Annotated in this window: 19 protein-coding genes; 5 read left to right on the forward strand and 14 right to left on the reverse strand. The window is 71.9% G+C overall.

Annotated features, from left to right (window positions below; translation table 11 throughout):
• Positions 1 to 43 precede the first annotated feature (43 nt).
• On the reverse strand, positions 44 to 1,861 hold the full coding sequence (locus MYF83_RS18860) for an ABC transporter substrate-binding protein (protein WP_248961782.1): 1,818 nt from the start codon (positions 1,859 to 1,861) through the stop codon (positions 44 to 46).
• 519 nt (positions 1,862 to 2,380) lie between these two features.
• Here MYF83_RS18860 and MYF83_RS18865 point away from each other — a divergent pair.
• Positions 2,381 to 3,613 carry a carboxylate-amine ligase gene (locus MYF83_RS18865; protein WP_248961783.1) on the forward strand — a complete coding sequence of 411 codons (1,233 nt, stop codon included), beginning with the start codon at positions 2,381 to 2,383 and terminating at the stop codon, positions 3,611 to 3,613.
• A 50-nt stretch (positions 3,614 to 3,663) separates the two neighbouring features.
• On the opposite strand, the gene ahcY (MYF83_RS18870) is transcribed toward MYF83_RS18865, so the two are convergent.
• Together ahcY (MYF83_RS18870) and ahcY (MYF83_RS18875) are read right to left on the reverse strand one after the other, a co-directional pair.
• Entirely contained in the window at positions 3,664 to 4,917 is a 1,254-nt protein-coding gene (ahcY, locus tag MYF83_RS18870; protein ID WP_248961875.1) for an adenosylhomocysteinase, read from the reverse strand.
• A gap of 73 nt (positions 4,918 to 4,990) precedes the next feature.
• Positions 4,991 to 6,418, reverse strand: a complete 1,428-nt coding sequence (ahcY, locus tag MYF83_RS18875) for an adenosylhomocysteinase (protein WP_248961784.1) — start codon at positions 6,416 to 6,418, stop codon at positions 4,991 to 4,993.
• Positions 6,419 to 6,529: 111 nt separating this feature from the next.
• Between ahcY (MYF83_RS18875) and MYF83_RS18880 the strand changes: the two genes are divergently transcribed.
• Entirely contained in the window at positions 6,530 to 6,862 is a 333-nt protein-coding gene (locus tag MYF83_RS18880; RefSeq protein WP_248961785.1) for a MerR family transcriptional regulator, read from the forward strand.
• A gap of 55 nt (positions 6,863 to 6,917) precedes the next feature.
• On the opposite strand, the gene MYF83_RS18885 is transcribed toward MYF83_RS18880, so the two are convergent.
• From MYF83_RS18885 to MYF83_RS18905, 5 genes are all read right to left on the reverse strand, one after another.
• A complete protein-coding gene (locus MYF83_RS18885; RefSeq protein WP_248961786.1) occupies positions 6,918 to 7,853 on the reverse strand; it encodes a cation diffusion facilitator family transporter in 936 nt (311 codons plus the stop codon).
• A 67-nt stretch (positions 7,854 to 7,920) separates the two neighbouring features.
• Complete coding sequence (locus tag MYF83_RS18890) at positions 7,921 to 9,042, reverse strand: SIS domain-containing protein (protein ID WP_248961787.1); 1,122 nt, start codon at positions 9,040 to 9,042, stop codon at positions 7,921 to 7,923.
• Complete coding sequence (locus MYF83_RS18895) at positions 9,039 to 9,212, reverse strand: Trm112 family protein (protein WP_248961788.1); 174 nt, start codon at positions 9,210 to 9,212, stop codon at positions 9,039 to 9,041. The genes MYF83_RS18890 and MYF83_RS18895 overlap by 4 nt, the downstream gene beginning before the upstream one ends.
• The gene (locus MYF83_RS18900) at positions 9,209 to 10,576 is read right to left on the reverse strand and encodes a phosphomannomutase/phosphoglucomutase (RefSeq protein ID WP_248961789.1); all 1,368 of its coding nucleotides are present in this window, start codon (positions 10,574 to 10,576) and stop codon (positions 9,209 to 9,211) included. Before MYF83_RS18900 ends, MYF83_RS18895 begins: the two co-directional genes overlap by 4 nt.
• Positions 10,577 to 10,765: 189 nt before the next feature.
• On the reverse strand, positions 10,766 to 11,134 hold the full coding sequence (locus MYF83_RS18905; protein WP_248961790.1) for a DUF3499 domain-containing protein: 369 nt from the start codon (positions 11,132 to 11,134) through the stop codon (positions 10,766 to 10,768).
• Between the two features lie 228 nt (positions 11,135 to 11,362).
• Here MYF83_RS18905 and MYF83_RS18910 point away from each other — a divergent pair, with 228 nt between their 5' ends.
• Positions 11,363 to 11,827, forward strand: a complete 465-nt coding sequence (locus MYF83_RS18910; protein WP_248961791.1) for a metallopeptidase family protein — start codon at positions 11,363 to 11,365, stop codon at positions 11,825 to 11,827.
• 453 nt (positions 11,828 to 12,280) lie between these two features.
• Here the strand turns inward: MYF83_RS18910 and MYF83_RS18915 are convergent, their stop codons facing one another.
• From MYF83_RS18915 to MYF83_RS18930, 4 genes are all read right to left on the reverse strand, one after another.
• A complete protein-coding gene (locus tag MYF83_RS18915; protein WP_248961792.1) occupies positions 12,281 to 13,711 on the reverse strand; it encodes a DUF5719 family protein in 1,431 nt (476 codons plus the stop codon).
• Positions 13,708 to 16,776, reverse strand: a complete 3,069-nt coding sequence (locus MYF83_RS18920) for a glycosyltransferase family 2 protein (RefSeq protein ID WP_248961793.1) — start codon at positions 16,774 to 16,776, stop codon at positions 13,708 to 13,710. Before MYF83_RS18920 ends, MYF83_RS18915 begins: the two co-directional genes overlap by 4 nt.
• A 286-nt stretch (positions 16,777 to 17,062) precedes the next feature.
• The gene (locus MYF83_RS18925; protein WP_184889896.1) at positions 17,063 to 17,305 is read right to left on the reverse strand and encodes a WhiB family transcriptional regulator; all 243 of its coding nucleotides are present in this window, start codon (positions 17,303 to 17,305) and stop codon (positions 17,063 to 17,065) included.
• A gap of 282 nt (positions 17,306 to 17,587) precedes the next feature.
• Entirely contained in the window at positions 17,588 to 19,927 is a 2,340-nt protein-coding gene (locus MYF83_RS18930) for a hypothetical protein (protein WP_248961794.1), read from the reverse strand.
• A 213-nt stretch (positions 19,928 to 20,140) separates the two neighbouring features.
• On the opposite strand from MYF83_RS18930, the gene cofD reads away from it, so the two are divergent.
• Positions 20,141 to 21,067, forward strand: coding sequence for a 2-phospho-L-lactate transferase (gene cofD / locus MYF83_RS18935; protein ID WP_248961795.1), 927 nt, complete (start codon positions 20,141 to 20,143; stop codon positions 21,065 to 21,067).
• The gene (locus tag MYF83_RS18940; RefSeq protein WP_248961796.1) at positions 21,064 to 22,329 is read left to right on the forward strand and encodes a coenzyme F420-0:L-glutamate ligase; all 1,266 of its coding nucleotides are present in this window, start codon (positions 21,064 to 21,066) and stop codon (positions 22,327 to 22,329) included. The genes cofD and MYF83_RS18940 overlap by 4 nt, the downstream gene beginning before the upstream one ends.
• Before the next feature lie 33 nt (positions 22,330 to 22,362).
• Here the strand turns inward: MYF83_RS18940 and MYF83_RS18945 are convergent, their stop codons facing one another.
• A complete protein-coding gene (locus MYF83_RS18945; RefSeq protein WP_248961797.1) occupies positions 22,363 to 24,135 on the reverse strand; it encodes a substrate-binding and VWA domain-containing protein in 1,773 nt (590 codons plus the stop codon).
• Between the two features lie 221 nt (positions 24,136 to 24,356).
• A complete protein-coding gene (locus MYF83_RS18950; RefSeq protein WP_279339742.1) occupies positions 24,357 to 26,999 on the reverse strand; it encodes a bifunctional FO biosynthesis protein CofGH in 2,643 nt (880 codons plus the stop codon).
• Between the last annotated feature and the right edge of the window lies 1 nt (position 27,000).

Genomic DNA, 27,000 nt, shown 5'->3' on the forward strand with positions numbered 1-27,000 from the left:
TTCCCGGTCACGAGGCCCGTGACCGGCTTCTCCGTCACGTCCATCACGGGCTCGGCGGGTCCAGCCAGAGGTTGGTGACGTCGTAGAGCTGGAACGAGGGCAGGTAGAGCGCGTTCTTCACCCGCTTGGAGTGGTAGATCGGCGTGTTCTGGTTCTGGAACGGCACGATCACCGCGTCGGCCATCACCTTCTGGTCCACCTGATGCCACAGGGCGGCGGACTTCGCCTGGTCGGGCTCGGCCAGCGCCTGCTTGATCAGGTCGTCGACCTCCGGGTTGCTGTAGCAGCCGTAGTTGGAGGTGCCCGGCGTGCAGTTGGTCTGGAACAGCGGCTGCGACACCGACCGCCCGTTGTTGCCGTACCAGTCGGGCACCCACCCCGGCGCCGAGATGTCCCACTTGCTGTCCTTGGCGATGGACGGGGCCTGCAGGAACGCGCCGTAGTAGTCGCCCTGCCGGACCGGCAGGCCCTTGACCGTGATGCCACACTTCTTCAGGTCGGCGGAGTAGGACTGGAAGACCGACGGGTGGTTGCCCGCGTTGCGGAACGCGCCGATGAGGGTCAGGCCATTCGGGTACCCCGCCTCGCTCAGCATCTGCTTGCACTCGGCCGGGTCGCCCTCGTCGTTCGGCGTCGGGTAGGGGTTGTACTCCTGATAGCCGATGTTGCCCGGCGGGATGGCCGTGTGCAGCGGCGTGTTGAGGTCCTTGCCGCCGTAGATCTTGCCGATCGCCACCTTGCTGATCGCGTACTCGATGGCCTGGCGGACCTCGAGCTTGCCCATGGCCCCGTTCTCGTTCTTGCTCTGCAGGTTGAACACGAGGTAGGGGTTGGTGATCGCGCCGGGGAACACCTTGTAGTTCGGGTCGCCGGAGGCGGTCAGGCGGGGAAGCTGCGCCGTGGGCACCGGCAGGTCCCAGGCCAGGTCGGCGGTGCCGGCCTCGAGCTGCTGCTGCACGCTGTCCGGCTCGGTGACGCCCTGCTTGACCTCGATCGCGTCCACGTACTGGTGGCGGATCGGGTCCGCCTCCTGCTTCCAGGCCGGGTTGCGCTCCAGCCGGATCTCCTTCGTCGCCACGTACTTGGTGATCTTGTAGGGGCCGTTGGAGATGACGTGCTGGCGGAACGCGGCGTCGTCGGGGGCGTACTGGTCGTACTCCACCGGCGCCGCCGAGGCGAAGTTCAGCGACAGGATGTTGAGGAAGTCGCTGGCCGGCTGGATCAGCGTGAACACCAGCGTCTTGTCGTCCTTGGCCTGGACCCCCGAGACGTCGTGCGAGTTCTGGAAGTCGGCGAGGGCCTTGGGCGTGGGCTTGTCCTTCTCGAACGCCTTGGCGTAGGCGGCGCAGTACTCGGCCATGCCCTTGATCGTGCTGGTGTAGTAGCCGGGCGCCCCCGCGCCCGCCACCGGGTTGCAGAGGCGCTTGAAGCCGCGCAGGTAGTCCTGCGCCGTGACCGGCCGGGGCGGCGTGGTGTCCCATTGGACGCCGTCGCGGAGCTTGACGGTGTAGGTGAGCAGATCCTGGCTCAGGCCGCCGTTGGCCGTGGTCGGGACCTCGGTGGCGACGTCGGGGACGACCTCCAGCGCCTTCTTCAGGTCGGCCTGCGCCGCCAGCGAGAACAGCTGGCGGGCATAGGCCCGCAGGATGCCGTTGGTCACGGTGTAGTAGCTGCTGGTCGGGTCGAGGTGGTCGACGTCGCCGCCTCCGACGAGCCGCAGCGTGCCGCCCTGGACCGGCTTGCCGGCCTGCTCAGGGGTGGCGGAGTTCCTGGTGCCGCCGCCGCTGTCCGTCTGACAGGCCGTGGCGAGCAGTGTCGCCGCCGCCGCGACCGCGATGGTGAGATGGCGCCTTTTGGCCATCTGCCCTCCTGGTGCCGAGATGGGGGATCCTGGTGGCCGGTCGCAGGGCGGGCGTCTGTATCGTGGCGTGCACCCTGCGGCACGTGGGGGCTTGCTCCGAAACGGTGGGCTTGCTGTCGATCGAGAATCGCTCTGCTTGAAGGAACCCACTCCGCGGGGCGGCTGTCGAGTGCGGTTATCCAACCGATGGAGAGGCGCGATCCATAAGTGATGCCGGTTCGATGATGAAACATCAGCGAATCGCGACATAGGCGCACAGTTTCCGCACATAACCGCTACGACCTGCGCTTACTTGTGATCTCGCGGGCGATGGCCTGACGCGTCCATGATTTCGATCACGGCCTGACCAGCCAGGGTCGACCTGGAGTTGACCATGGACAGGACACCGGCGGGCCGCCAAAAGGCTCGCTCTCGCGACGGCACACGCCAGGTAAACCCGGTTTCCGGACAATTAGCGCGGGAACCCAGATATTTGGACATCAGCTTTCTCCTGGGTGGACCCGCGATGAGGTGATGCCGATGATGGAATTCGCGACCTCGCAGCGGAGCCTCCCAGGTCCCAGGCTCACCATGGGGATGGAAGAGGAGTTCCTGCTGATCGATCCCGGCAGCGGGCGCCTGTGCCCCCTGGCCGACCAGGTGCTGCGCCGCATCGACGGTCCGATGGCATGCCAGTTCGTGCCGGAGCTGACCAAGTGCCAGATCGAGAGCAACAGCGCCGTCCACACCGACCTGCGGCGGCTCGCGGCCGACCTGCTGCGCCTGCGGAACATCGCGGCCGACGCGGCCGAGGCCGCGGGCACGGCCCTGACCGCCGGCGGCACGTGCCTCGACGGCTGCGGCGGCATGCCCGCGCTGAGCTCCTCACCTCGTTACTGGCGCATGTACGGGCAGTACCGGGCGCTGCTGTACGGCCAGGGGGTGTGCGGCTGCCACGTCCACGTGGGGATCGCCGACCGGGAGGAGGCGGTCCAGGTCAGCAACCACGTGCGTCCCTGGCTCCCGCTCCTGCAGGCGCTGACCGCCAACTCCCCCATCACCGACGGAATGGACACCGGGTACGCGAGCTGGCGCGCGATGCAGTGGGCGCGCTGGCCGAGCGCCGGGCCGCCGCCGTTCTTCCTCTCGGCCGAGCACTACGAGAACCTGCTGGCCGGCCTGCGCGCCAGCGGGGCGATCCTCGACCGGGGCATGGTGTACTGGCTGGTCAGGCTCTCCCACCACCTGCCGACCCTGGAGTTCCGCACCGCCGACACCTGCGCCACGGTCGAGGAGGCCATCGTGCTGGCGGGGCTGGTCCGCGCGCTGGCCGCGACCGCACTCGCCGACGTGCGCAGGGGCGTCCCGGCGCCCCTCATCGACCACGTGCTGCTGTGCGCCGCGTACTGGCGGGCCGCCCGCGACGGCATGGAGGGCGACGCCTTCGACCTGCTGACCGGCCGCGTCGTGCCCAGCTGGCTGATGGCCGAGCGGCTGCTGGAGCGCGTCGGGCAGAGCCTCGCCGACAGCGGCGACCTGTCACTGGTGACGGCCGCCCTGCACCGCCTGCGGCGCCGCGGCTCAGCGGCGGCACGCCAGCGCGTGGCCTACCGCCGCCGCAGCCGCGTCACGGACGTGGCCGAGCTGCTCATCCGGCAGACCCGCGCCGTCCCGGAGTTCCTCCTGCGTCCCGGCCCGCCCGCCCGCCCCGCCGTCGCGGGCATCCTCACCGACGCGGGCTCCGACGTCGAGGAAGAGCCCGCCGGCCTGTGAGGAGCCCCGGCGCCACGGACACGGGGGCCAGGCGAGCGCGAAGGGCCGGCTCACGAGCCGACCCGCCAGGAGTGCAGGTAGTCGGCCTGGACGGCGGTGAGCGCGTCGATGTCGATGCCCGCCGCCGCCAGCTTGAGCCGCGCCACCTCCGCGTCGATCTCCGCCGGCACGTCGTACACGCCCGGCGCGAGCCCCGCCCGCTCTTCGGCGAGCCAGGCGACGGCGAGGGCCTGCGCGGAGAACGACATGTCCATGACCGCCGCCGGATGCCCCTCCGCGGCCGTCAGGTTGACCAGGCGGCCCTCGGCGAGCAGCAGGAGGCGCCGTCCATCGGCCAGGACGTATTCGTCCGTGTGCGGCCGCACGCCGAAGTTGATGTCCTCGGCCATCGTCTCCAGCGCCCGCACGTCGATCTCGACGTCGAAGTGGCCGGCGTTGGCCAGGATGGCGCCGTCCCTCATCACGGCGAGGTGCTCGCCGCGGATCACGTCACGGTTGCCGGTGACCGTGATGAACAGGTCGCCGGCGCGGGCCGCCTCGGCCATCGGCAGCACCTCGTAGCCCTGCAGGCTGGCGTCCAGCGCCTTGACCGGGTCGATCTCGGTCACGATCACCCGGGCGCCCTGACCCTTGGCCCGCTCGGCGACGCCGCGCCCGCAGAAGCCGAACCCGGCCACGACGATCGTGCGGCCCGCGAGCAGCGTGTTGGTGGCCCGCATGATGCCGTCCAGCGTGGACTGCCCGGTGCCGTACCTGTTGTCGAACATCCGCTTGGTGCGGGTGTCGTTCACGGCGACCACCGGGAAACGCAGCGCCTGCTCGGCCGCCATCTGGCGCAGCCGGATGATGCCGGTCGTGGTCTCCTCGCAGCCGCCCGAAACGCCGTCCAGCAGCTCGACGCGCTCGGTGTGCAGGATGTTCACCAGGTCGCAGCCGTCGTCGAGCACGATGTCGGGGCCGATGTCCAGCGCCTGGTGGATGTGCCGGTAGTAGGTCTCGCGGTCCACGCCGGCCCGCGCGTGCACCGCGACGCCGTACGAGCGCAGCGCGGCCGCGACGTCGTTCTGGGTGGAGAGCGGGTTGGACGCGGCCAGGGCGATCTCGGCCCCTCCGGCCTTCAGCGCGCCGACGAGCACCGCCGTCTCGGCGGTCACGTGCAGGCAGGCAGCGATCTTCAGGCCCTCGAGCGGGCGCGCGTCGCCGAACCGCGCCCCGATGGCGCGCAGCACGGGCATGGAGCGCAACGCCCAGTCGATCCGCCGTTCCCCGGCCTCGGCGAGCGACGTGTCCGCGACATCCACGATTCCCCCTGTGCTGCCCCGATGGCGAAAGGTCCCCGCGCGGGACCGCGCGGGGACCTGGCCACGGCCGTGTCGATCAGTAGCGGTAGTGGTCCGGCTTGTACGGGCCCTCGACGTCGACGCCGATGTACTCGGCCTGCGCCTTGGTGAGCTTGGTGAGCTTCACGCCGAGCGCGTCGAGGTGGAGCCGCGCGACCTTCTCGTCCAGGTGCTTGGGCAGCACGTAGACGCCGATGGGGTACTCCTCGGTCTTCGTGAACAGCTCGATCTGCGCGATCACCTGGTTGGTGAAGGAGTTCGACATCACGAAGCTCGGGTGGCCGGTGGCGCAGCCGAGGTTCATCAGGCGGCCCTCGGCGAGCACGATGATCTGGTGCCCGTCGGGGAAGGTCCAGGTGTGGACCTGCGGCTTGACCTCGGTCTTCACGATGCCGTCGATCTTCGCCAGGCCGGCCATGTCGATCTCGTTGTCGAAGTGGCCGATGTTGGAGACGATCGCGTTGTGCTTCATCCGGCCCATGTGGTCGGCCGTGATGATGTCGAAGTTGCCGGTCGTGGTCACGAAGATGTCCGCGATGCCGACGACGTCGTCGAGGGTCGTCACCTGGAAGCCGTCCATGGCCGCCTGGAGCGCGCAGATCGGGTCGATCTCGGTGACGATCACCCGGGCGCCCTGGCCGCGCAGCGCGTCGGCACAGCCCTTGCCCACGTCGCCGTAGCCGCAGACCACCGCGACCTTGCCGCCGATGAGCACGTCGGTGGCGCGGTTGAGACCGTCGATCACGCTGTGGCGGCAGCCGTACTTGTTGTCGAACTTCGACTTGGTGACCGAGTCGTTGACGTTGATCGCCGGGAAGAGCAGCGAGCCGGCCTTGAACATCTCGTACAGGCGGTGGACGCCGGTCGTGGTCTCCTCGGTGACGCCCTTGATGTCCTGGGCGACGGAGGTCCACCGGCCCTCGGAGGAGACCGTGCGGCGGAGGAGATCGAGGATGATCTTCCACTCCTCCGGGTCGTCCTCGGAGGCGGAGGGGACGGCGCCGGCCTTCTCGTACTCGGCGCCCTTGTGGACGAGCAGCGTGGCGTCACCGCCGTCGTCGAGGATCATGTTCGGGCCGCCGCCGCCGGGCCAGGACAGCGCCTGCTCGGTGCACCACCAGTACTCCTCCAGCGTCTCGCCCTTCCAGGCGAACACCGGAACGCCCTTGGGGTCGTCGACGGTGCCGTCGGGGCCGACCACCACCGCGGCGGCGGCGTGGTCCTGGGTGGAGAAGATGTTGCAGCTCACCCAGCGGACGTCGGCGCCGAGAGCGACCAGCGTCTCGATCAGCACCGCGGTCTGGATGGTCATGTGGAGCGAGCCCATGATCTTGGCTCCGCTCAGCGGGCGCGCCTCGGCGTACTCGCGGCGGATCGACATCAGGCCCGGCATCTCATGCTCGGCGAGCAGGATCTCTCTGCGTCCGAAATCGGCCAGCGCAAGGTCGGCGACCTTGAAGTCCATTGCGTCTTCCCCTCAACCCGATCGTTGCGTCTCTGCGAGTTTAAGAGGCGCCCGCACCCCAACGCATCCCCAGTTCTATGAACCTGACACAATAATGTAAGAATTGGCTCCATGCGCATCACTGAGGCGGCGAAGCGCCTGGGAATGTCCCCCCGCATGCTCCGCTACCGGGAGGCGCTCGGCCTGCTGCCGCCGACGCGGGACAAGGGCTCCCACCGGCGGTTCGGACCCGAGGAGCTGGCCGCCGTCACCCAGGCGATGGAGCTGGAACGGCGCTTCGACGTCTCCCCGGCCGAACTCGCCTTCGGCATGCGCGTCCTCAGCGAGCCGGCCGTCGCCCAGGCCGTACGCGACCTGGGGCTGCGCATCGGGCGCATCCACGCCCCGCGCCGCGCCCTGGACTTCGAGAAGGAGAAGGCCCTGCGCCTGCTCAGGGGCAGATGACGGTCAGGCCGCTCCTGGCGGTCAGGCCGTGGCCGGTCAGGCCGTCCCCGCCCGGTCAGGCCGTCGGAGCGCGGTCGGCCTCCGCGCGGTACAGATCGGGCTCCAGGTAGATCACCTTGGCGATCGGCACGGCCTCGCGGATGCGCCGCTCGGCCTCGTCGATGCCCTTGGCCACATCGGCCGCCGTGTCGTCGTGCTCCACGGCGATCTTCGCGGCGACCAGCAGCTCCTCGGGGCCGAGGTGGAGGGTGCGCAGGTGGATGACCCGGCTCACCTCCGGGGCGCCTTCCAGTGCCTCACAGATCTTGTCCTCGACCTCGGGCGTCGCGCTCTCGCCGATCAGCAGCGACTTGGTCTCGATGGCCAGGATCACCGCGATGATCGCGAGCAGCACGCCGATCATCAGCGTGCCGATGCCGTCCCAGACGCCGTCGCCGGTCACCACGGCCATCGCCACGCCGAACAGCGCGAAGACCAGGCCGAGCAGGGCTCCCAGGTCCTCCAGGAGCACGACGGGCAGTTCGGGGGCCTTGGCCCGCCGGATAAACGTGAACCACGAGTGGTCGCCCTTGAGGGTCCTGGACTCCAGGATCGCGGTACGGAACGAGAAGCCCTCGGCGATGATCGCGAAGATCAGCACGCCGAACGCCCAGATCGGCGACTCCACGTGGTGGGGGTGCATGATCTTCTCGACGCCCTCGTAGAGCGAGAACGCCGCGCCGATGGTGAACAGCACGACGGCGACCACGAAGGCGTAGAAGTAGCGCTCGCGGCCGTACCCGAACGGGTGCCTGCGGTTCTCCCGCTTCTGGGAACGCTTGCCGCCGAGCAGCAGCAGCGCCTGGTTGCCGGAGTCCGCCACCGAGTGCACCGACTCGGCGAGCATCGACGACGACCCCGTGAACAGGAACGCCACGAACTTCGCCACCGCGATGGCCAGGTTGGCGCTCAACGCCGCGATGATCGCCTTGGTACCGCCGCCCGCGCTCACCCGCAGTCTCCACCCATTCCGTTCAGACCGTGCTCGAACCCCGCCGGAAAAGCGGTCACAGCAGATCTTATGGGGAAATTCTCGCCTTAAGTTCCGCCACAGTCGCCACAGGAGCCGGATCGAGGCCAAATCCCAGGGCGAGATAGACGCTTCCGTAATCCACCAGCCCGACCAGCGAGGCCAGCCGCTCCAGCGGGTGGGCGCCCTCGGCGATGATCTCGGTGACCGGCACCCCGTGCCCCTCCGCCAGGCGCACCGACATCGCCCGCCTCTTGCTCACCTGAGGATGCTCCTCCAGGTCGCGCAGGATGATCAGCCGCAGGGACAGGGAAGGCCCATCGCCGAAGATGTCCCGCTGGGCCAGCGGGCCCTCGAAGACCGCCACCTGGTTGTGGCCGGCTTCCGGGATCTCTCCCCAGATCGCGGGATATTTGGCGTTCTTGCCGAGCTGGGTCGCCAGCCTGTGGGCGGCCGCGCTCGTGACCGGCGAGGTGCCCCAGATCATCGGGATCGTGTCGGCGAGCTCCAGGGCCAGCGTCTTGCCCGGGTTGATGAACGACTCGCTGGAGGGACGGCAGCGGTGCGCGATGTCCTCCAGGCGCTTGGCCGCGGCCTCCACGGCCTCCGGGCCCACCTCGACCAGCCCGAGCTCCGACGCCACGGCCACCAGCGGGATGGTCAGCGCCCACAGGTTCGCCCGGGGCGCGGCGGCCGCCCCCTGAACCGGCACCACGGGCACGTGCAGCCCGGAGGCCTGCTCGGCGATCGCCGCCAGCGGCGAGCGCGGGCGGCTCACGGCGAGCAGACGGCACCCCCTGCGGACGGCCTCCAGCGCGAGCGTCTGGGTCTCCTCGGTGGTGCCCGAGGACGACACCGCGATGACCAGGTCGGCGGCCCCGACCCAGCCCGGCAGCCGGTAGGAGCGCGCCGTCACGATCGGGATCGGGACCCCGCCCCCGCACACCGCGGCGAGCATGTCGCCCGCGAGGGCGGACGCGCCCATGCCCGCGACCACGATCGCCCGCGGCCGGTCCTCCCGGGACAGCCGGGAGACCCCCGCCTCCAGCGCGCTGCGGTGCGAGGTGCGCACCTGCGCGCCATAGGAGGCGACCGCGGGCAGCATGCCGGACGGATCGCCCTCTGTCAGGAACGCCGCGTCGTCCAGCCGCTCGGGCTCGAAGGAGCTCACGCCTTGCGAGCCTCGTCGACCAGCAGCACCGGGATGTCGTCGCGGACCGGATAGACCAGGCCGCACGTCTCGGAGCTGCACGCCAGCTCGTCGCTCTCGGTGAGGGCGGTGAGCGGCGACTTGCACGCCGGGCACGCCAGGATGTCGAGCAGCCAATCGTCGATCTTCACGGTGCACTCCTCACGACGGCGAGGACCTCGTCCCGGACCGCCGTCATCAGCTTCTCTTCGGCCGCCTCGGCGTTCAACCGGAGGAGCGGCTCTGTGTTGGACGGACGAAGATTGAACCACCAGTCGGGGCCCGACACGGTCAGACCGTCGAGTTCGTCCACGGATGTCCCCGCGCGGCCGGCGAACCCGGCGCGGACGCGGGCCAGCGCCGCCGCCTGGTCGGGAACCGTGCTGTTGATCTCGCCGGACGCCGCGTAGCGCGAGTAGCGCTCGAGCAGGCCGGAGAGCGGGCCGTCCTGCCCGCCGAGAGCGGCGAGCACGTGCAGCGCCGCCAGCATGCCCGAGTCGGCGAACCAGAAGTCGCGGAAGTAGTAGTGCGCCGAGTGCTCGCCGCCGAAGACCGCTTCCGTGCGGGCCATCTCGGCCTTGATGAAGGAGTGCCCGACCCGGGTGCGCATCGGGACGCCGCCGTGCTCGGTGACGATCTCGGGCACGGCCCGGGAGGTGATCAGGTTGTGGATCACCGTGGCACCCGGATGCCGGGCCAGCTCGCGCGCCGCGACGAGCGCCGTGATCGCCGAGGGCGACACCGACTCGCCGCGCTCGTCCACGACCCAGCACCGGTCGGCGTCGCCGTCGAAGGCCAGGCCGATGTCGGCCCCCTTGTCGAGCACGGCCTTCTGCAGGTCGCGGAGGTTGTCGGGCTCCAGCGGGTTGGCCTCGTGGTTGGGGAAGGCGCCGTCGAGCTCGAAGTACAGGGGCGTCACCTCCAGCGGGAGGCCGTCGAGCACCGACGGGACCGTGTGCCCCGCCATGCCGTTGCCGGCGTCCACGACCACGTTGAGCGGCCGGATGCCCGACAGGTCGACCAGCCCGCGCAGGTGGGCGGCGTATCCGGCGAGCAGGTCGCGCTGGACGACCTTCCCCTCCACGACGACGCCGTCGCCCTCCGGCGCATGCGCGAGGATCTCGGCGGCACGGTCGCGGATCTCGGTGAGGCCCGTGTCGGCGCCCACCGGGACGGCGCCCGCGCGGCAGAGCTTCATGCCGTTGTACCGGGCGGGGTTGTGGCTGGCCGTGAACATCGCGCCGGGGAGCCCGAGGCTGCCGCTCGCGTAGTACAGAAGATCGGTGGACCCGAGCCCCGCGTCGACCACCTCGGCGCCCCGCCCGGTCGCGCCCCGGGCGAAGGCCGCCGACAGCGGGCCCGAGGAGGCGCGCATGTCGCGGGCGACCACCACGGCCTCGGCTCCGAGCACCTCGACGAACGCGGCGCCCACGGCCTCGGCGGCGGCTTCGTCGAGCTCATCGGGCACGACGCCACGGATGTCGTACGCCTTGAAGATCTTGGCGAGGTCGCCCACTGCCGCTCCGCACCTAGTCACGTCTTATCGGGTCGAGCCTACTGTGTTCTCTCGCGCCCCATCACGGAGCCGAGGACCGCGCGCGGTCGGGCACCCGGTGCGGCGGGCGTGGATCGGCAGGCGTGGATCGGCGGGCGCCGCCGTCGCCATGGATGGACGGCCACCGGCCTTGGGCGCCGTGGTGCGGGCTCAGCGCTCCAGGTTCTGCTGCTGGGCGGACCGCAGGACGCGCAGGTGGCCGCGGCGGCCGACCTCGATGCCCTGCCCCACGGGCTCCCCGGAGGCCGGCGTGGGCCTCGCGGCCTCGCGCACGGCGTTGGCCAGCGCCTCCAGGTCGTCGGTGCTCGGCTGCCCCGCCTCCGACGGCAGCCGGACGACCTCCCATCCGCGGGGGGCCGTCAGCCGCTCCGCGTGGTCCGCGCACAGGTCATAGCAGTGTGGTTCGACGTACGTCGCCAACGGTCCGAGCACGGCGGTCGAGTCGGCGTAGACGTACGTGAGTGTGAAGACGGCAGGCTGCCTGCAGGCGGTACGGGAACAGCTGCGGACGGGGCTCACGGAGGGACCGTATCCGGTCCGCGTTCACATTGCCACCACCCGGCAGCTCTTAACGAGCGTGTCGCCACAATTCGGACACTTGCCCTCCGTTGACGAGCCCTATGTCATCACCCGGAATCCCCTTGACGGACCCGCCGCACCGCCGCTGCCAAGGGCGGGGCGAATGCGGGCACCCGGACGTCCGGGAGTGGGCACAGGATCGGAGAGGCACGATCTAGGCTTGGCTATGTGAGTTCGGCCCCAGGCGGCACGCCCCGCCCCAACGGCCCGCGGCGGCGGGACCGGCACGGCCGCGGCATGCGAGGTCCCCTCGCCCCGTCGCACGTGCCCATCGCGCGATCCCGCAGCGAGCGCTTCGACGATTTCGTGCTGGACGCCGTGGACCGGCTCAAGCCGAAGTGGGGCGGTCAGCTCTCGGCGGTCGAGTTCGCGGTGGAGGACGTCCCCCCGGCCGACGAGCTGATCGACGGGCCCGGCAGGCTCTCCTCCGACCCGATCCCCTTCGGCCGGGCCCAGCAGGCCGCCGGCGGCTCCCCAGCGGTCGTCGTGGTCTACCGCCGCCCCCTGGAGGCCAGGGCACGCGACCGCGACACGCTGGGCGCGCTCGTCCATGACGTGGTCGTCGAACAGGTCGCCAGCCTGCTCGGCCTCTCCCCCGAAACGGTCGACCCCGGCTACGACGACCGCCACTGAACACCCGCCCCGCAGACCGCGCCACATCCCTTCCCCCGGCCCTGACCTGAGCCCCCACGCCCCTCAGCCCACCGGCACAGCCCTTCCCACCCGGCCCTGAGCCTCCGCGACCCTCAGCGCGCCAAGCCACCGCGACCCTCAGCCCGCCCGCACATCCCTTCCCATCCGGCCCTGAGACGCCGCGACCCTCAGCCCGCCCGTATATCCCTTCCCACCCGGCCCGCTGATTCGCTTCTCCGGCGCCGGGGCGGCGAGAACCGCCACATTCCTTCCCACCCGGCCCTGAGACGCCGCGACCCTCAGCCCGCCCGCACATCCCTTCCCACCCGGCCCGCTGATTCGCTTCTCCGGCGCCGGGGCGGCGAGGACCGGTACGGCGATGCCGGCGCCGTCGTACGGCGGGCTACCGGGTTACCCGGCTACCGGCGATCTCCGGCGCCGCAGGGCGACCTGTCAGGGGAGGACCACGGTGGAGGACTCGGCCACCGGGGGGACGATCGCCCAGGTGCGGGCGAGGGCCAGCGGCTGGGTGGTGAGCAGCAGGCCCTCGGGGGTGCGCTCGTCCATCACCCGCCCGCCGTACACCGGGCCGGAACCGGGCAGGGGAAGCACGACCACGCTGTAGTCGCCGCCGCCGGCCGGCGCGGCGAGCTTGATCTCCTTGGTGCGCGACCCCGGGATCTGCACCTCCACGGGCGCCGGCGCGGCTCCCCGCCGCGGCAGCGTCTGGACGCGCACCTTCCCCGCGGCGGCGGGCGCGGAAAGGATCAGCCGTGAGGAGACCTTCTTCCCGCTCCGGTTGTCGGCCACCACGCTGCCGACCTCGATAGCGGGAGCTCCCGCGCTGAACGCCACGTCCTGGCGGGTGCCGGTGCCGGTGGCCATCAACCCGGCCACGATGGGCATCTCGGAGGTGAGCACGATCGCCGCCGGCTGGCCGCCGATGCCGGTCGACAGGTCGAGTGACGCCGTGGACCCCGCGGGCACGTCCAGCGACTCGCGGTTCTTCATGGCGTAGAACCCGTCGGCGGTCAGCGCCTTGATGTGGACGACGGTGTCGGCGTCTCCCGGCGCGGTGACGTACAGCTCGCGCAGGCCGCCGCCGCCGGGGATGCCGGGGACGACGACGCTGGTCGCGGGCTCGGTGGACGCGGGGAGCCAGTCGGCGCCCTTGCCCTTGCCGAGGACCGCCCGCGCCGAGGCGGCCACCCGCCCGCTGATGGTGCGCACCTCCACGGCCATGATCAGCGGCGAGGGGGCGAGGTCGCGCACCCGTATCGTGCGGTGCTCGCCGGGCTTGAGCACCAGGCCGTTGCCGGACTCGCTGACGACCGGCCCCTCGCCGGCGTAGACCATGACCTCGATGACGGCCTGGGCGGCGTCGGCGTTGGTGAGGTAGAGCTGCACGTCGGCGGTGGCCGGCCCCGGGCCGACGAACCACGTGCTGGAGCCGGGCTCCGCGCAGCGCACGCCGGCCAGGCCGCGTGCCGCGCCGGTGAGCTGCCGGGTCGTCTGCGTCGCCTCCAGGCCGGCGGCCATCGCGCCGGTGCCGGCGACCTTCACCGGCCCCGACTTGGCGGGCAGGTCGCGCTGCCAGGGCACGCCGGGCTGTTCGAGCTTCGCCGCGCCGGACGGCTTGCCGCCGATCTCGGCGATCGTGGCCGCCCCGGCGCCCTTGCCGCCCGGTGGGGTGACCGCGCTGATCCGCCCGCCGCCCGGGGCCGGGCAGACGGTCGAGACCGACTCCACGGCCACCCTTCCAGGGGCGGGGACGGGGGCCGGGGTGACCCCTTGGCGGGTCACGAACGCCACGCCGAACAGGGCCCCAAGAGCGATCAGGACCAGGGCGAGGAACCCGAAGCGGTTCTCGATCAGTCCCCTCACCGGGCCAGCACCTCCTGGGGCTCCCTCTCCACCGGCATCTCGGCGTACTCCTCGACGGCCTCCGCGCTCCGGGCCCCGGGAGAGGCCAGGATCAGGACGAGCGCCACGAGTGCGAGCTGGGCCCAGAGCCAGGCGTCGTGCCAGAAGGCGGCGTACTCGACCGTGACCCGGCCGCCGGCGGAGGGCACCTCGAAGCCCTGCGCCCAGCCGTCGACCGTGCTCGCCGCGAGCGAGGTGCCGCCGGCCTTGGCCGTCCACCCGCCGGCGGGCTCCGCCAGCACGAGGGTGCGCTTCACCTGGCCGGGCGGGACCGTGACGGTGAGGCCGGCACCGGACGCCGTGTACTGGACGGGCGTCCGCCGCCCGCCCTCGTCGACGAGGTAGGCCCGGCCGAGCGGCTGGACCATCCGCCACAGCCCGGCGCTGGGCGAGAGGCTCACCCGGACGAGCGCCGGGTCGGAGTCCAGGGAGCGCCGCACCTTGGCGTCGACCGGGCCGGGAACGGCGATGAAGCGGACGCCGTAGGTGGCCAGGGTGCCGGCGTCGTCGCCGCCGCGTCCCGAGACGATGCCCGCCACGACATCCGACAGCCGGTCGCGCGTCGCCTCCGGCACCGGCAGGTCGGTCTCGCCGATCAGAGGGGTGCGGCCGCGCAGGACGGTGAAGCCGAGCAGGCCGCTCGCGCTCGAGCGCAGCACGACCGTGCCCTCCCCCTGGGGCGAGCCGGCGGCGACGAAGTCGCTGACCACGCTGGGGACGCCCCGCTGTAGCGGCCCGCGCACGCCGTCCTTGATCCACAGCCCGGCCACGAGCAGGGGCGTCGTGCAGGCCACCAGGACCATGAACGCGGCGCCGGCGCGGCGCAGGCCGCCGGCCCGGTGCAGCTCGATGACGCGGTGCCCGGTCAGGGCGGCGGCCACGATCAGGCCGGTGGCGGCGAACGCCAGCGGCACCCCCGGCCAGGCAGGCGCCCCCTGGACCGGAACGCGGGCCGCCACGATCGCGACCAGGACCCCGAAGACGGTGACGCCCCAGCCGACGATGACCACCATCTGGTGCCGCCGGAACAGCAGGGCGGCCAGCGCCGCGGCGATCAGGCCGCCGGTCGCCCACACGGGGGGCACGCCGGGGCCGCCGGGACTCAGCAGCAGGAGCGCTTCCGGGGGGAGCCGCAGATCGACCAGGCCGGGCCGGTGCAGGCCGGCCTCCAGGAGGATGCGCCCCGGGTCGCCGGCGATCTGGACGACCCATGGGAACAGCAGCACGATCGGCACGGCCAGCGCGATGCCGAGCGAGACGCCGACGCCGCGCCGCACCCCGCCGAACGACACCGCGGCGAGGCCGCCGACGACCGCCACCAGCACGTAGACCAGGGGCGCGAAGGCCGTCCCGACGGCCAGGAGCAGGCCGAGGCCCCACGCGGCCCGGCGGGCGGCGCGACGCTCTCCCGTGATCACCTTGGAAGCGAGCGCGGCGTAGGCGGGGAGCAGGACGAAGACCACCGCCGTGCCGAGGCGCCCGGCGGCGACCGCGCCCGTCGCCACCGGAAGCAGCGCGTAGGACGCCGCGAGCCAGACCCGCGCCAGCGGATGGGAGATCATCGAGCGGGTCGCCACGTAGGCGGACAGGCCGGCGAGCGGCACGCATCCGAGCAGCAGGACCGAGACCGCCAGCCACGTCTTGCCGAGGAACACCGTCGACAGCGCGGCGAGCACCGCGACGTACGGCGGGGCCCAGCCGCCGGAGCCGAGGCCGCTGGCATGGTAGCCGGAGGTGTAGAGATGCCAGAGGTCGGAGGCGCCGCCGACGACGGGCACGAGCGCGCCGCCGCCGAGCAGGTCTCCGTACAGCAGCGACCGCTCGGCGGCCAGCGTGACGCCCACCAGCGCCAGGCAGAGCAGCACGCCGGGGTTGCTCAGGACGCGCTGCATCAGCCCGGCGTCGGTGAGCAGCTCCTCGCCGTCCTCCTTGGCCGGTTCGGAGATCACCGCGTGGTGCCGTCCGGCGGAGTCGATCGGCCCCGACCCCGACAGGTAGCCCTGGACCATGTCGGCCAGGCGCCGGTAGGCCATGCCCGACGGCGTGAACAGCGGTTTGACCTGCGGGTAGCCCTGCTTCCTGTTCTTTCGCCTGGCTTTCCTGGCCTTCATGAGGCGGCGCGGCGAGCCGAGGACGGAGACGAGCGCGGCCACCTCGTCCAGGGCGTTCGCCGGCTGTTTGGCCAGCAGCAGCAGGAAGGTGCGGAACAGCGATACGACGAGGTTGCGCGCCACCGACCACAGCAGCGACCGGAACGGCAGGTTCGCCATGACCACGAACAAGGCGTTGCGCCGGTCGAGCCTGCGGGGATGGACATCGCTGGCGGCCATGCGGCGTCTGCGGCGCGTCGCCGCCTCGGCGTGCCAGGCGACGGCGTCGGTGACGTTCAGCACGTGGTAGCCGGCCGCCGTGGCGCGCCAGCACAGGTCGAGGTCGTCGCGGAAGAGGGGTAGGCCGGCGTCGAGGCCGCCGAGCTGCTCCCACACGTCGCGGCGGATCAGCATGCCGGCCGTGGACACCGACAGCGTCTGATGGACGCCGTCGTGCTGGCCCTGGTCGTACTCCCTGGGCTCGAGGCCGGTGTCGCGGCGGCCCGACCGGTCGACCGTGACGCCGATCTCCAGCAGGGTGCGCCGGTCGAGCCAGTCGCGCAGCTTCGGGCCGAGAACGGCCGCCTTCTGGTCTCCGGCGGCGGCCCACAGGAGCGCCTCCAGAGCGCGCGGATCGGGCGCCGAGTCGTCGTGCAGCAGCCAGATCCACTCTTCGCCGCCGGTGCGCGGCAGGCGCTCGAGGACCGCCGCCACCGCCTCGCCGAAGCCGGTCGAGCGGGGCAGGGTCAGCACGGCGTTCGGCCCGAAGGCCTCGGTCAGCATCTTCGCGCCGCCGTCGCGGCTGCCGTTGTCCACGCCGACGACCCGGTCGAGCGGACGCGTCTGCCGGAGAACGCCCTCCAGCGTCTCCTTCAACCAGCGCGTGCCGTCATGGGCGACGACGATCGCTGTGACCGATGGACGCGGCGGTTGCACGGAGGTGGTGTCCTTGGGGGCTCGTGTGGCTTTGCGCCGATCACGATACGGCACCCCGGCCACGCGAGGTCCGCCACTCCGCCAATCCGGTGATGCGATGCCGATCCGGTACGGCCATCCCGATCGCGATCGTCCTTCCCCCGGACACCGCCCGGTGCATCACGTCCCCTCGCCCGGCCTCCGGCTGTGGCCCCCCTGGCCCCAGCCGCCGGCCCTGACCGTGATCGCTCGGCGTTGCTCGTGGTATATCGGATCGCGACCCTGATGGCTCAGCGGTCGCGGTGTCTCAGCCGGCCTCTCGCTTGATCCGGCGCCGTTCCCGCTCCGACAAACCCCCCCAGATCCCGAATCTCTCGTCGTGCTGCAGCGCGTACTCCAGGCACTCCGCCCGCACTTCGCAGGACCGGCACACCTTCTTGGCCTCCCGCGTGGAACCACCTTTCTCTGGAAAAAACGCCTCCGGATCCGTCTGCGCGCAAAGTGCGCGCTCCTGCCATCCCAGCTCTTCCGCGCCGAGCATCTGTGCCATGACCAGATCGGTCACTGCACACCTCCTGCCGATCGCTCGCCCGCCCCGCAACGGAGCCCCCCTTTTGAACACCTTCCTCAATACCCAGCATGTGAAAGGCGTAACAACACAGCTGTAATTACACGCGTGTGCCGCGTGTGGCGTCAAGCAACATGACAGTATCCGGGGAAAGACCAGCTCACCCCGGTATGTAAGGCTTTGGCGTAATGCGCGGCCTTCTACGGCGCATGCCTCCCTACGGAGGGTCCGTCGGCCCTCTGCGACTCCCGCTCTTCAATGCCCTCAGCGGTCGGAACCGTACCAGCGCGCTCCCTGATCCACTCCTGGCCCTGCCGGATCTCTACCATCGCTTTCCTCCGGCCTTGCCTGGGCGGACCGGTCGGGAGCGTATATGGCGGTCGGATCGAGCGGCTCGTCCCGGCGTCCCTGGGACGCGGGCGGCGGCATGGGCGCGTTCAACGGGTCGTTCTGGTAGGCCTTCGGATCGAAGCGAACCGTCTTCTCCGAGGCCGGCTCGTCCCAGGCGGGCTGCGCCTGCCTGTTCGGCTGCTCCTGCTGGTAGGGCTGGTCCTGGACGGGCGGGTACGGATGGTCCTGCGCCGAGTGGTACGGCTGGGAGTCGCCCGCCGGGCGCGGATACGCCGCGGAGTCCGCCGGCGACTGCGGATGCCCGAACGGGCTCGCGCCATAGCTCGCGGTGTAGTCGGGCGTCCGCACGGGCTGCGTGCCGGTGTGCTCCGACGCGCCGCTCTGGCCGCCGCCGAGGTCGAAGCGGCCGTCGGCCGGCGTCCCGGCGGCGCCGGCGCCCTGCGACTGCTGCTGGTAGCTCTGGGCCTGCTGGTAGGCATGCGCGATCTGCTGCTGGCGCGGATCGGCCACGGCCTCCGGGTACAGCTGGGACGGCTCGCCCGGGCGCCCGAAGTCCCCCGAGGCGTAGCCGCCAAGGGACTCGCCACCGGGCTGCGCTCCGGCCTGGCCGTAGGAACTCGGCTGCGTGGCGCTCTGCCCGTAGGACGACGGCTGGTCGAGCGGGCTGGACTGCGGACCCGTCTGGCCATACGACGACGGCTGATCCAACGGACTCGGCTGCGAACCGGTCTGACCGTACGACGACGGCTGATCCAGCGGACTGGACTGCGGACCCGTCTGGCCATACGACGACGGCTGATCCAACGGACTCGGCTGCGAACCGGTCTGACCGTACGACGACGGCTGATCCAGCGGACTGGACTGCGGACCCGTCTGGCCATACGACGACGGCTGATCCAACGGGCTCGACTGCGGACCCGTCTGGCCGTACGTGGCACCGGACTGCGGCTGGCCGTACGTCGAGGAGAGGTCGAAGGCGGTCGGCGCGGTGAGCGGCTCGGGGGCGGGCACCGCCTGGAGGGCGCCCGTCGTGAAGGCGTCCGGACCGGCGAAGGCTCCGGTGCCCCCGCCCGAGGACGGGTACGGCGAGGCCGCCTGGGGCGCGTAGGGATCGGAGACCTGCTGCGGCTGCCCGGCCGGCTGCGGCGCGTACGGGGACGCGGGCTGCTGCCCGTACGCCCCGGAGCCCTGCTGCCCGTACGCCCCGGAGCCCTGCGGCTCGTACGCCCCGGAAGGCTGGGGCTCGTACGAAGGCTGCTGCGGCTCGTACGCGCCCGGCGCCTGGGGCCGGGGCTCGTTCTGGGGGCCCTGCGCGTAGGGGTCCGAGGCCTGCGCCGGCGCGTACTGGTCCAGCGGCTGGGAGTGCTGGGGCGCGTAGGAGCCGGGCGGCGGGGGCAGCGCGGGAAGCCCGGAGGGGGGCGCGCCGGCGGCGCCGTCCGGGGAAGGCATATACGAGGGCTGCTCGGGGTGGCCGCCCGGCGCGCCGTACGCGCCGTTCTCGCCCTGGGAGGGCGGCGGCTGGTAGGCGCCCTGGCCGTTGAAGGCGCCGTTGCCCTGCTGCTGGGGGTAGCCCTGCTGGGGACCGGACGCCTGCTCGGCATAGCCGTGCTGCGGGCCGGGCCGCTGCTCGGGGTAGCCCTGGTGGGAGCCCGGCTGCTGCTCGGGGTAGCCCTGGTGGGAGCCCGGCTGCTGCTGGTGGAAGCCCTGCTGGGGACCGGGCTGCCCCGGGTGACCCTGCTGGGGCCCGAACCCGGGGACGACGCCCTGCGCGGACCCCTCGCCCGGGCGCATGCCGAACGACTCCTGCCGGGGCCGGGACGCCGAGGGCGCGGCGGGCGGCAGGATCGCCATCGCGTACACCAGCCCGACCGCGGTGAGCCCGAGGGCGGGCAGGCCGGTCAGCAGGTACTCGATGAGGCTCAGCCCGCCCGTGCCACCGCCGATCAGGACGCCGATGAGGCTGATGGCGCCGAAGAGGGCGGCGACGGCGAGCGCGACGACCGCGATGAGGTTGACCAGGCGCGCACGGGGGGTGGGCGGCCCGAACCGGGTGACCAGGACGATCGCGCCGACCGCGAGCGCCACGTAGACCGGCGAGGTGAGCGTGCTCAGCGTGATGGACGATCGCGTGCCGAACGGCAGCCCGGAACCGATGAGCAGCCTCTCGACGCCGACCAGAACCTGGGCGCACACCACCGTGAGCATGATCCAGGCGGCCGGCTCGCGGAGCCGTCCGGGCTCGACTTTGACCACAACTACCCCCCAATGGGTCCATACGGCACCCGCAGTTTCGCACATCTCCCCACTTTGGGGGCGCCAGACCCATGAACCACATAGATCACATAAAGCTGTCAACTACGGCAATCCCCCCTTTTCGCACAGCTCTGACCAGGCGTTTCACAGATCACCTCGTCCGCCGCCCGGCCGAGGACAAGGCAACAAGAAGGCAATGGAAGACTTGACATCATGCGCATCCTGTCCCTAGCCGGCGGAATCGGCGGAGCCCGCTTTCTTCGCGGGCTCCTGGCCGCCGCCCCCGACGCGGAGATCACCGTCATCGGCAACACCGGTGACGACATCACCCTTTTCGGGCTCCGGGTCTGTCCAGATCTCGACACCGTCATGTACACCCTCGGCGGCGGCATCAACGAGGAGCAAGGCTGGGGCCGGGCCGGCGAGCACCACCTCATCAAGGCCGAGCTCGCGGCGTACGGCATGGAGCCGCAGTGGTTCGGCCTCGGCGACAAGGACATCGCGACGCACATCGTGCGCACCCAGATGCTGAGCGCCGGCTACCCGCTGTCGGCGATCACCGAGGCCCTGTGCGCGCGCTGGCAGCCCGGCGTCCGGCTGATCCCCATGACCGACGACCGCGCCGAGACCCACGTGGTCATCAGCGACGAGGAGGGCCGGCGGGCGATCCACTTCCAGGAGTGGTGGGTGCGGCTGCGCGCCTCGGCGCCGGCGGAGCAGATCATCCTGGTGGGCGCGGACGACGCCAAACCCGCGCCCGGCGTGCTGGAGGCGATCCACGAGGCCGACGTCGTGATCCTGCCGCCCTCCAACCCGGTGGTGAGCATCGGGACCATCCTGCAGATCCCCGGCATCCGGGAGGCCTTGGAGGTCAAGACCGTGGTCGGGGTCTCGCCCATCATCGGCGGCGCTCCCGTGCGCGGCATGGCCGACGCCTGCCTCACCGCCATCGGCGTGGAGACCAGCGCCCAGGCGGTGCTGGAGCTGTACGGCTCGCGCCTGGTCGACGGCTGGCTGGTGGCCGAGGAGGATCGCGGCGTCGCGCTCGACGGGGTGCGCGTGCAGGCGAGGCCGCTGCTGATGACCGACGTCGAGGCCACCGCCGAGATCGCCCACGCCGCCCTGGAGCTGGCCAGGTGATCAGCGTCCACGGAGTGCCCGGCCTGCCGGAGGTGCGGCCCGGCGACGACCTCGCCACGCTGATCGCGGCCGCCGTGCCCGATCTGGCCGACGGCGACATCCTCGTCGTCACCTCCAAGATCGTGAGCAAGGCCGAGGGCCGCGTGCGGCGGGGCGAGAGCCGCGCCGAGGCGATCGCGGAGGAGACCGAGCGCGTCGTCGCCCGCCGGGGCGAGACCGTGATCGCCCAGACCCGCCATGGCTTCGTCATGGCCGCCGCCGGGGTCGACGCCTCAAACACCGAGCCCGGCACCGTGCTGCTCCTCCCCGACGACCCCGACGCCTCCGCGCGCCGCATCCGGTCCGGCCTCCCCGCGCACGTCGGGGTGATCCTCTCCGACACCTTCGGCCGCCCGTGGCGCAACGGCCTGACCGACGTGGCGATCGGCGCGGCGGGCGTCCGGCCGCTGGACGACTTCCGCGGCCGCTCGGACGGCTACGGCAACCCGCTGTCGGCGACGGTCACCGCGCTGGTCGACGAGATCGCGGCGGCGGCCGAACTGGTCAAGGGCAAGCTCGACGGGGTGCCGGTGGCGGTCGTGCGCGGGCTGTCCCACCTGGTGACCGCCGAGGACGGTCCCGGGGTCAGGCCGCTGGTGCGGCCCGCCGACGAGGACATGTTCCGGTACGGCTCGGCCGACGTGCTGTTCGCCCGGCGGACGATCAGGGAGTTCTCCCCCGAGCCGGTCGACCCGGCCGCGATCAGGCGGGCCGTCGACGCCGCGATCAGCGCGCCCGCCCCGCACCACACGACGCCCTGGCGCTTCGTGCTGCTGGAGTCGGCGGCTTCGCGCGAGAAGCTGCTGGACGCCATGCTCGCGGCGTGGATCCGCGACCTTCGGGCCACGGGCTTCACCGAGGAGTCGATCACCCGCCGGGTCAGGCGGGGAGAGGTCCTGCGCCGGGCTCCCTACCTTGTGGTGCCCTGCCTGGTGATGGACGGCTCGCACACCTATCCCGACGAGCGCCGCAACGCGGCCGAGCGCGAGATGTTCGTCGTCGCCATGGGCGCCGGCGTACAGAACCTCCTGGTCCAGCTCGCGGTCGAGGGCCTGGGCTCGGCGTGGGTCTCCTCCACGATGTTCTGCCGCGAGGTCGTGCGCGAGGTGCTCGACCTGCCGGAGTCGTGGGACCCCATGGGCGCCGTCGCGGTCGGCCACCCCGCCGCGCCGCCCCGCGGCCGGCCTCCACGCGACGCCGCCGACTTCGTCCTCACCCGCTGAGCCACCGCGCCGGTCGGCGGCCGCGCGTGGGCGTCAGCCGGACTTGGCGCAGGTGGGGTGGCACAGGCGGCGGGCCAGGGCGCTGAGGAAGACGTCGATGATCTCGCCCGGCCCGGAGGCCACGTGCAGCGAGCCGTTCGTGACCGAGACGATCTCGCCCAGCGCCGCGCGGTCCACGTCCTTGCCGAAGGCGAGCACGATGATCTGCACCGGGTGGTCGGGGTCCCACGCCTCGCGGAGCTTGCCCACGAGGGCCTGCCGGGACATCCCCTTGCCGTCGTCCCTGCCCGCCGTGATGACGAGCAGGGAGTTGTTCATCGTGGGCTCGTATTTCGCGGTGACGTCGCGGAACCCGGCGAGGATCGTGTCATAGAGCGAGCTGTCGCGGCTCTTGTACGGCTTGAGCGTCTGGGTGAACTGGTCCAGCCGCGTGCGGCGGGTGAACTGGTCGTCGTCGCGGTCGGGCTGGGTGATCGGCCCGAGGCCGACCAGGGGGCGGTAGCCCTTGCCGCCGCCGAGGCCGTCCGCGAACTCCCACAGGCCCATGCTCGTCGACCCGGGGAAGAGCTGGAGCCCGAGGTGGGCGGCCTTGAGCGCCACGGACTGGCGGGTGGCGCCCTTCTCCCCCGTGATCGGCTCGGCCATGTGCCGCGCGGCGTCGGCCAGCACCAGGATGTTGCTCGGCGGGGCCAGGCGGCTCCAGGCGTCGAGGGCTTCGTCGATCACGGCGGGGGTGATGGACGGGCGCGGGCGCGGCCGGTCCACGGGGATCTCCGGTCCCGCGCCGAGAGGCGGATCCTGACCGTCCGGGAGCCGGAACCCGCCGCGCCGCACGGCGATGGCGACCTGCGGTGAGATCAGGTAGGTGCCGAAGAGCCGCGCGCCCGCGGCGTCCGCCGGATCGGTCGCCGTGACGGCGTAGGGGTAGTCCAGGATGATCGTGCCCTCTTTGGGGTGCAGCGCCACGACCGGGTCCTCCGAGGGGGTCCGGTTGTGCAGCCACACCGACTGCTCGGGCACGACGACGACGGGCCGCTGCCAGAAGGAGCGGTCGTCGACGGCGGTGAGCATCGAGCGGTAGTCGGGGGCCGAGCCGGCCTGGGCCATCCGCACGAAGGCGGTCAGTTCCCTGGCGCCCTTGCCGCCGCTCCCGGCGATGTCGGTGGCCGCCGCCACGGTCGCGATGCCGGCGCCCGCGACCGACGGGTCGGGGATCCGGACGACGTCCGGCTCCTCGGCGGTCGGCTCGAGCCGGCCGCGCGCCGTGGCCGGGAAGATCATCTCCCAGCTCATCTCGGTCTTCCCCGTGGCGAACCGCTCGGCGAGGGAGCGCCGGGTCGCGAACACCAGCGGCGAGGTGGCGATCACCGTCTCGGTGGGCGAGATGTTCGGCGCCCCCTGCTTGCGCGCCAGCCGTACCCAGGCGGAGGAGTCGGCGATCCAGGCGTCGGGACGCCCCGCCAGCACTCCCGCCTGGTCGCCGATCAGCGTGCGCAGGACGGGCGCGGGAGGCTGCTCGGTGACCTGCACGAGCACGCACCGCCCGTCCACCGCCGCCTTGGTGGCGTTGAACCGCTCGGCCGCCTCCATGGCGACCGGGGCGATGTCCAGCGCCGCGTCCACGCCGACCAGCACCGGGTTCCGGCTGGAGCAGGGGCCGCCGGCCCTGGTGACGACGACCACCAGCACGCCCGCGAGCAGCACCAGCGCGATCAGCGTCGCAGGCAGGGCGCGACGCCGGTTCTGCCGGCGCGGGGGCTCGGCGATCGGGTCCGCACGGTGCCGACCAGGCCGACCAGACGCCACGGTTCGCCTTTCGATGTCGCGTTACAGGAGAAGAGTCGGACGATTCTCCCAATGGACACCGTAGGCAGCGCAAGTATCCCCAAGAGGGAAACGTAGAACTTGTTATAACTCTGTCTGATAACGCGCCGCCCCGCCGGCCCGCCTCCCGAGCCCGCGGTCAATCCTTGGACCGACGACGCCGTGGAGGCGCTGCTCTACTGCTCTACCGCTTGTCGTGACCATCAGGGCGCGAGGAGGGGGATCGTGCGGCGGACGCTGCGGCAGACGCCGTCGCTGGCCTGGGCCGCCGCGATCCGCTCCGCGGAAGGCGTGCCGTAACCGGTGATGCGCTGGCGCACCGGGCGGCCGGTCGGCTCCACCATCGCGGCGATCTCGCTGATGGTCTTGTACGAGCCGTTCTCCGACCCGGCCATCCGGCTGATCGTCTCCTCCATCAGCGTGCCGCCGAGGTCGTTCACCCCGCCCGCCAGCACGGCCCGGCACAGGTCGTCCTGGAGCTTCACCCACGAGCACTGGATGTTGTCGATCGCGCCGTGCAGCAGGATCCGCGCCAGCGCGTGAACGGCACGGTTCTCCCGCGCCGTCGGGCCCGGCCGCGCGATGCCCGCCAGGTAGATCGGGGCGCTGTGGTGGACGAACGGCAGCAGCACGAACTCCGAGAACCCGCCGGTCTCCTCCTGGATGCGGCGGATCAGCCGGATGTGCGCCACCCAGTGCGCCGGCGTGTCCACGTGGCCGTACATCATCGTCGAGGTCGTCGGGATGCCGACACGGTGCGCGGTCGTGATGACGTCGACCCACTCCCGGGTCGGCAGCTTGCCCTTGGTCAGCACCCAGCGGACGTCGTCGTCGAGGATCTCCGCCGCCGTGCCGGGCAGCGAGTCGACCCCGGCCTCCTTGGCGGCCACGAGCCAGTCGTGGATCGACAGGTTCGTGCGGCTGGCCCCGTTGATGACCTCCATCGGGGAGAAGGCGTGCACGTGCATGTCCGGACACCTCTCCTTCACCGCCCTGGCGATGTCGAAGTAGGCCGTGCCGGGCAGGTCGGGGTGGATGCCGCCCTGCATGCACACCTCGGTGGCCCCCACCTCCCAGGCCTCGGCGGCCCGGTCGGCGACCTGGTCCAGGGACAGGGTGTAGGCGTCGGCGTCGGTGCGCCGCTGCGCGAACGCGCAGAAGCGGCAGCCGGTGTAGCAGACGTTGGTGAAGTTGATGTTGCGGTTCACGACGTAGGTCACGTCGTCGCCCACGGCCTGCCTGCGCAGGTCGTCGGCCACCCGGCAGAGCTCCTCCAGGTCGGCGCCGTCCGCGCCGAGGAGGGTGAGGGCCTGGCCGTCGGTGAGGCGCGCCGGGTCGGACGCCGCCCGTCGCAGCGCCTCCCGCATGTCGCCGTCGATGGCGCTCCCGTTCGCACCACCGGACGGCGCCCCGCCGCCGACCGTCCCCTCGGAGGCGGCGGACTGCCCTGCGGCGCCGTCCGCTCTGCCCGCTCCGGCCGGGACGCGCTCGCGGAGGGCGTCCCAGTCGCCGTAGACGTGCTCGAAGTCGTCGCGCCGGTCCTGTGCCCGCCCGGTGGAGTCCACCTCGACGTGCAGGTCCGTGCGGCCCGATGAGGAGAACCCACCGTCGGGCTCCTGCCACGGCCTGCCGGTGGGCAGGGTGTCCAGGGCGAGGCCGGTCTCGGGGTCGGCCAGGGCGGCGACGTGACCGCGCAGGCGCGGGTCGAGCCACGGCTCCCCGGCGAGCACGTACTCGGGATAGATCGTCAGACGTTCCTTCAGCGTGAACCCGGCGGCGGCGGTGCGGGCGGCGAGCTCCTCGATGTGCGGCCAGGGGCGCTCGGGGTTCACGTGGTCGGGCGTCAGCGGGGAGACACCTCCCCAGTCGTCGATCCCGGCCCTGATCATCAGGGCGTACTCCTCCCCGATGAGGTTGGGCGGCGCCTGGACGCGCATCCTGGTGCCGAGCACGAGCCGGGTGACCGCGATCGTGGCGGCCAGCTCGTGCAGGTCGGCGTCCGGCATGCCGCGCATGGCCGTGTCCGGCTTGGCGCGGAAGTTCTGGACGATGACCTCCTGCACGCCCCCGTACTCACGGGCGACCCGCCGGATCGCGAAGATCGACTCGGCGCGGTCGGCGACGGTCTCGCCGATGCCGATCAGGATGCCGGTGGTGAAGGGGACGTTGGACCGGCCGGCGTCCTCCAGGACGCGCAGGCGGACGGCCGGGTCCTTGTCGGGCGAGCCGTAGTGGGCCTGCCCCTTCTCCTCGAACAGCCTGCGCGACGTCGTCTCCAGCATCATGCCCATGGACGGGGCGACCGGCTTGAGCCGCTGCAGATCGCGCCAGCTCATGACCCCTGGGTTGAGGTGCGGCAGCAGCCCGGTCTCCTCGAGGACGCGGATCGCCATGGCGCGCACGTAGGAGAGCGTGTCGTCGTACCCGTGGGCGTCCAGCCACTCCCTGGCCTGGTGCCACCGGTCCTCGGGCCGGTCGCCGAGCGTGAACAGCGCCTCCTTGCACCCCATGGCCGCGCCCTGGCGGGCGATCTCCAGCACCTCGTCCGGGCTGAGGAAGGCGGCGGGGAGCTTGCCGGGGGCCGTCGCGAACGTGCAGTAGCCACAGCGGTCCCGGCACAGCCGGGTGAGCGGGATGAAGACCTTGCGGCTGTAGGTGACGACCCCCTCGCGCCCGGCCGAGGCCAGCCCCGCGTCCCGGACGCGGGCGGCGTGGTCGAGGAGCCGGTCCAGGTCGGCGCCGCGGGCGTGCAGGAGAACCGTCGCCTCCGTCACGTCGAGCGCCTTGCCATCCCTTGCCCGGGCCAGCGCTCGCCGCATCGCGGCGTCTGTGGGGTTCGCGTTCATG

The sequence above is a fragment of the Sphaerisporangium perillae genome, from assembly GCF_023276435.1.
Lineage (GTDB): Bacteria > Actinomycetota > Actinomycetes > Streptosporangiales > Streptosporangiaceae > Sphaerisporangium > Sphaerisporangium perillae.

What these genes read in the sequence shown, in the direction of transcription:
- MYF83_RS18880 (WP_248961785.1), top strand. Translation starts at nt 6,530, where the DNA reads ATGCGCATCACTGAGGCGGCGAAGCGCCTGGGAATGTCCCCCCGCATG.
- MYF83_RS18865 (WP_248961783.1), top strand. Translation starts at nt 2,381, where the DNA reads ATGATGGAATTCGCGACCTCGCAGCGGAGCCTCCCAGGTCCCAGGCTC.
- MYF83_RS18925 (WP_184889896.1), bottom strand. Translation starts at nt 17,305, where the DNA reads ATGGCACAGATGCTCGGCGCGGAAGAGCTGGGATGGCAGGAGCGCGCA.
- MYF83_RS18860 (WP_248961782.1), bottom strand. Translation starts at nt 1,861, where the DNA reads ATGGCCAAAAGGCGCCATCTCACCATCGCGGTCGCGGCGGCGGCGACA.
- MYF83_RS18950 (WP_279339742.1), bottom strand. Translation starts at nt 26,999, where the DNA reads ATGAACGCGAACCCCACAGACGCCGCGATGCGGCGAGCGCTGGCCCGG.
- cofD (WP_248961795.1), top strand. Translation starts at nt 20,141, where the DNA reads ATGCGCATCCTGTCCCTAGCCGGCGGAATCGGCGGAGCCCGCTTTCTT.
- ahcY (WP_248961784.1), bottom strand. Translation starts at nt 6,418, where the DNA reads ATGGACTTCAAGGTCGCCGACCTTGCGCTGGCCGATTTCGGACGCAGA.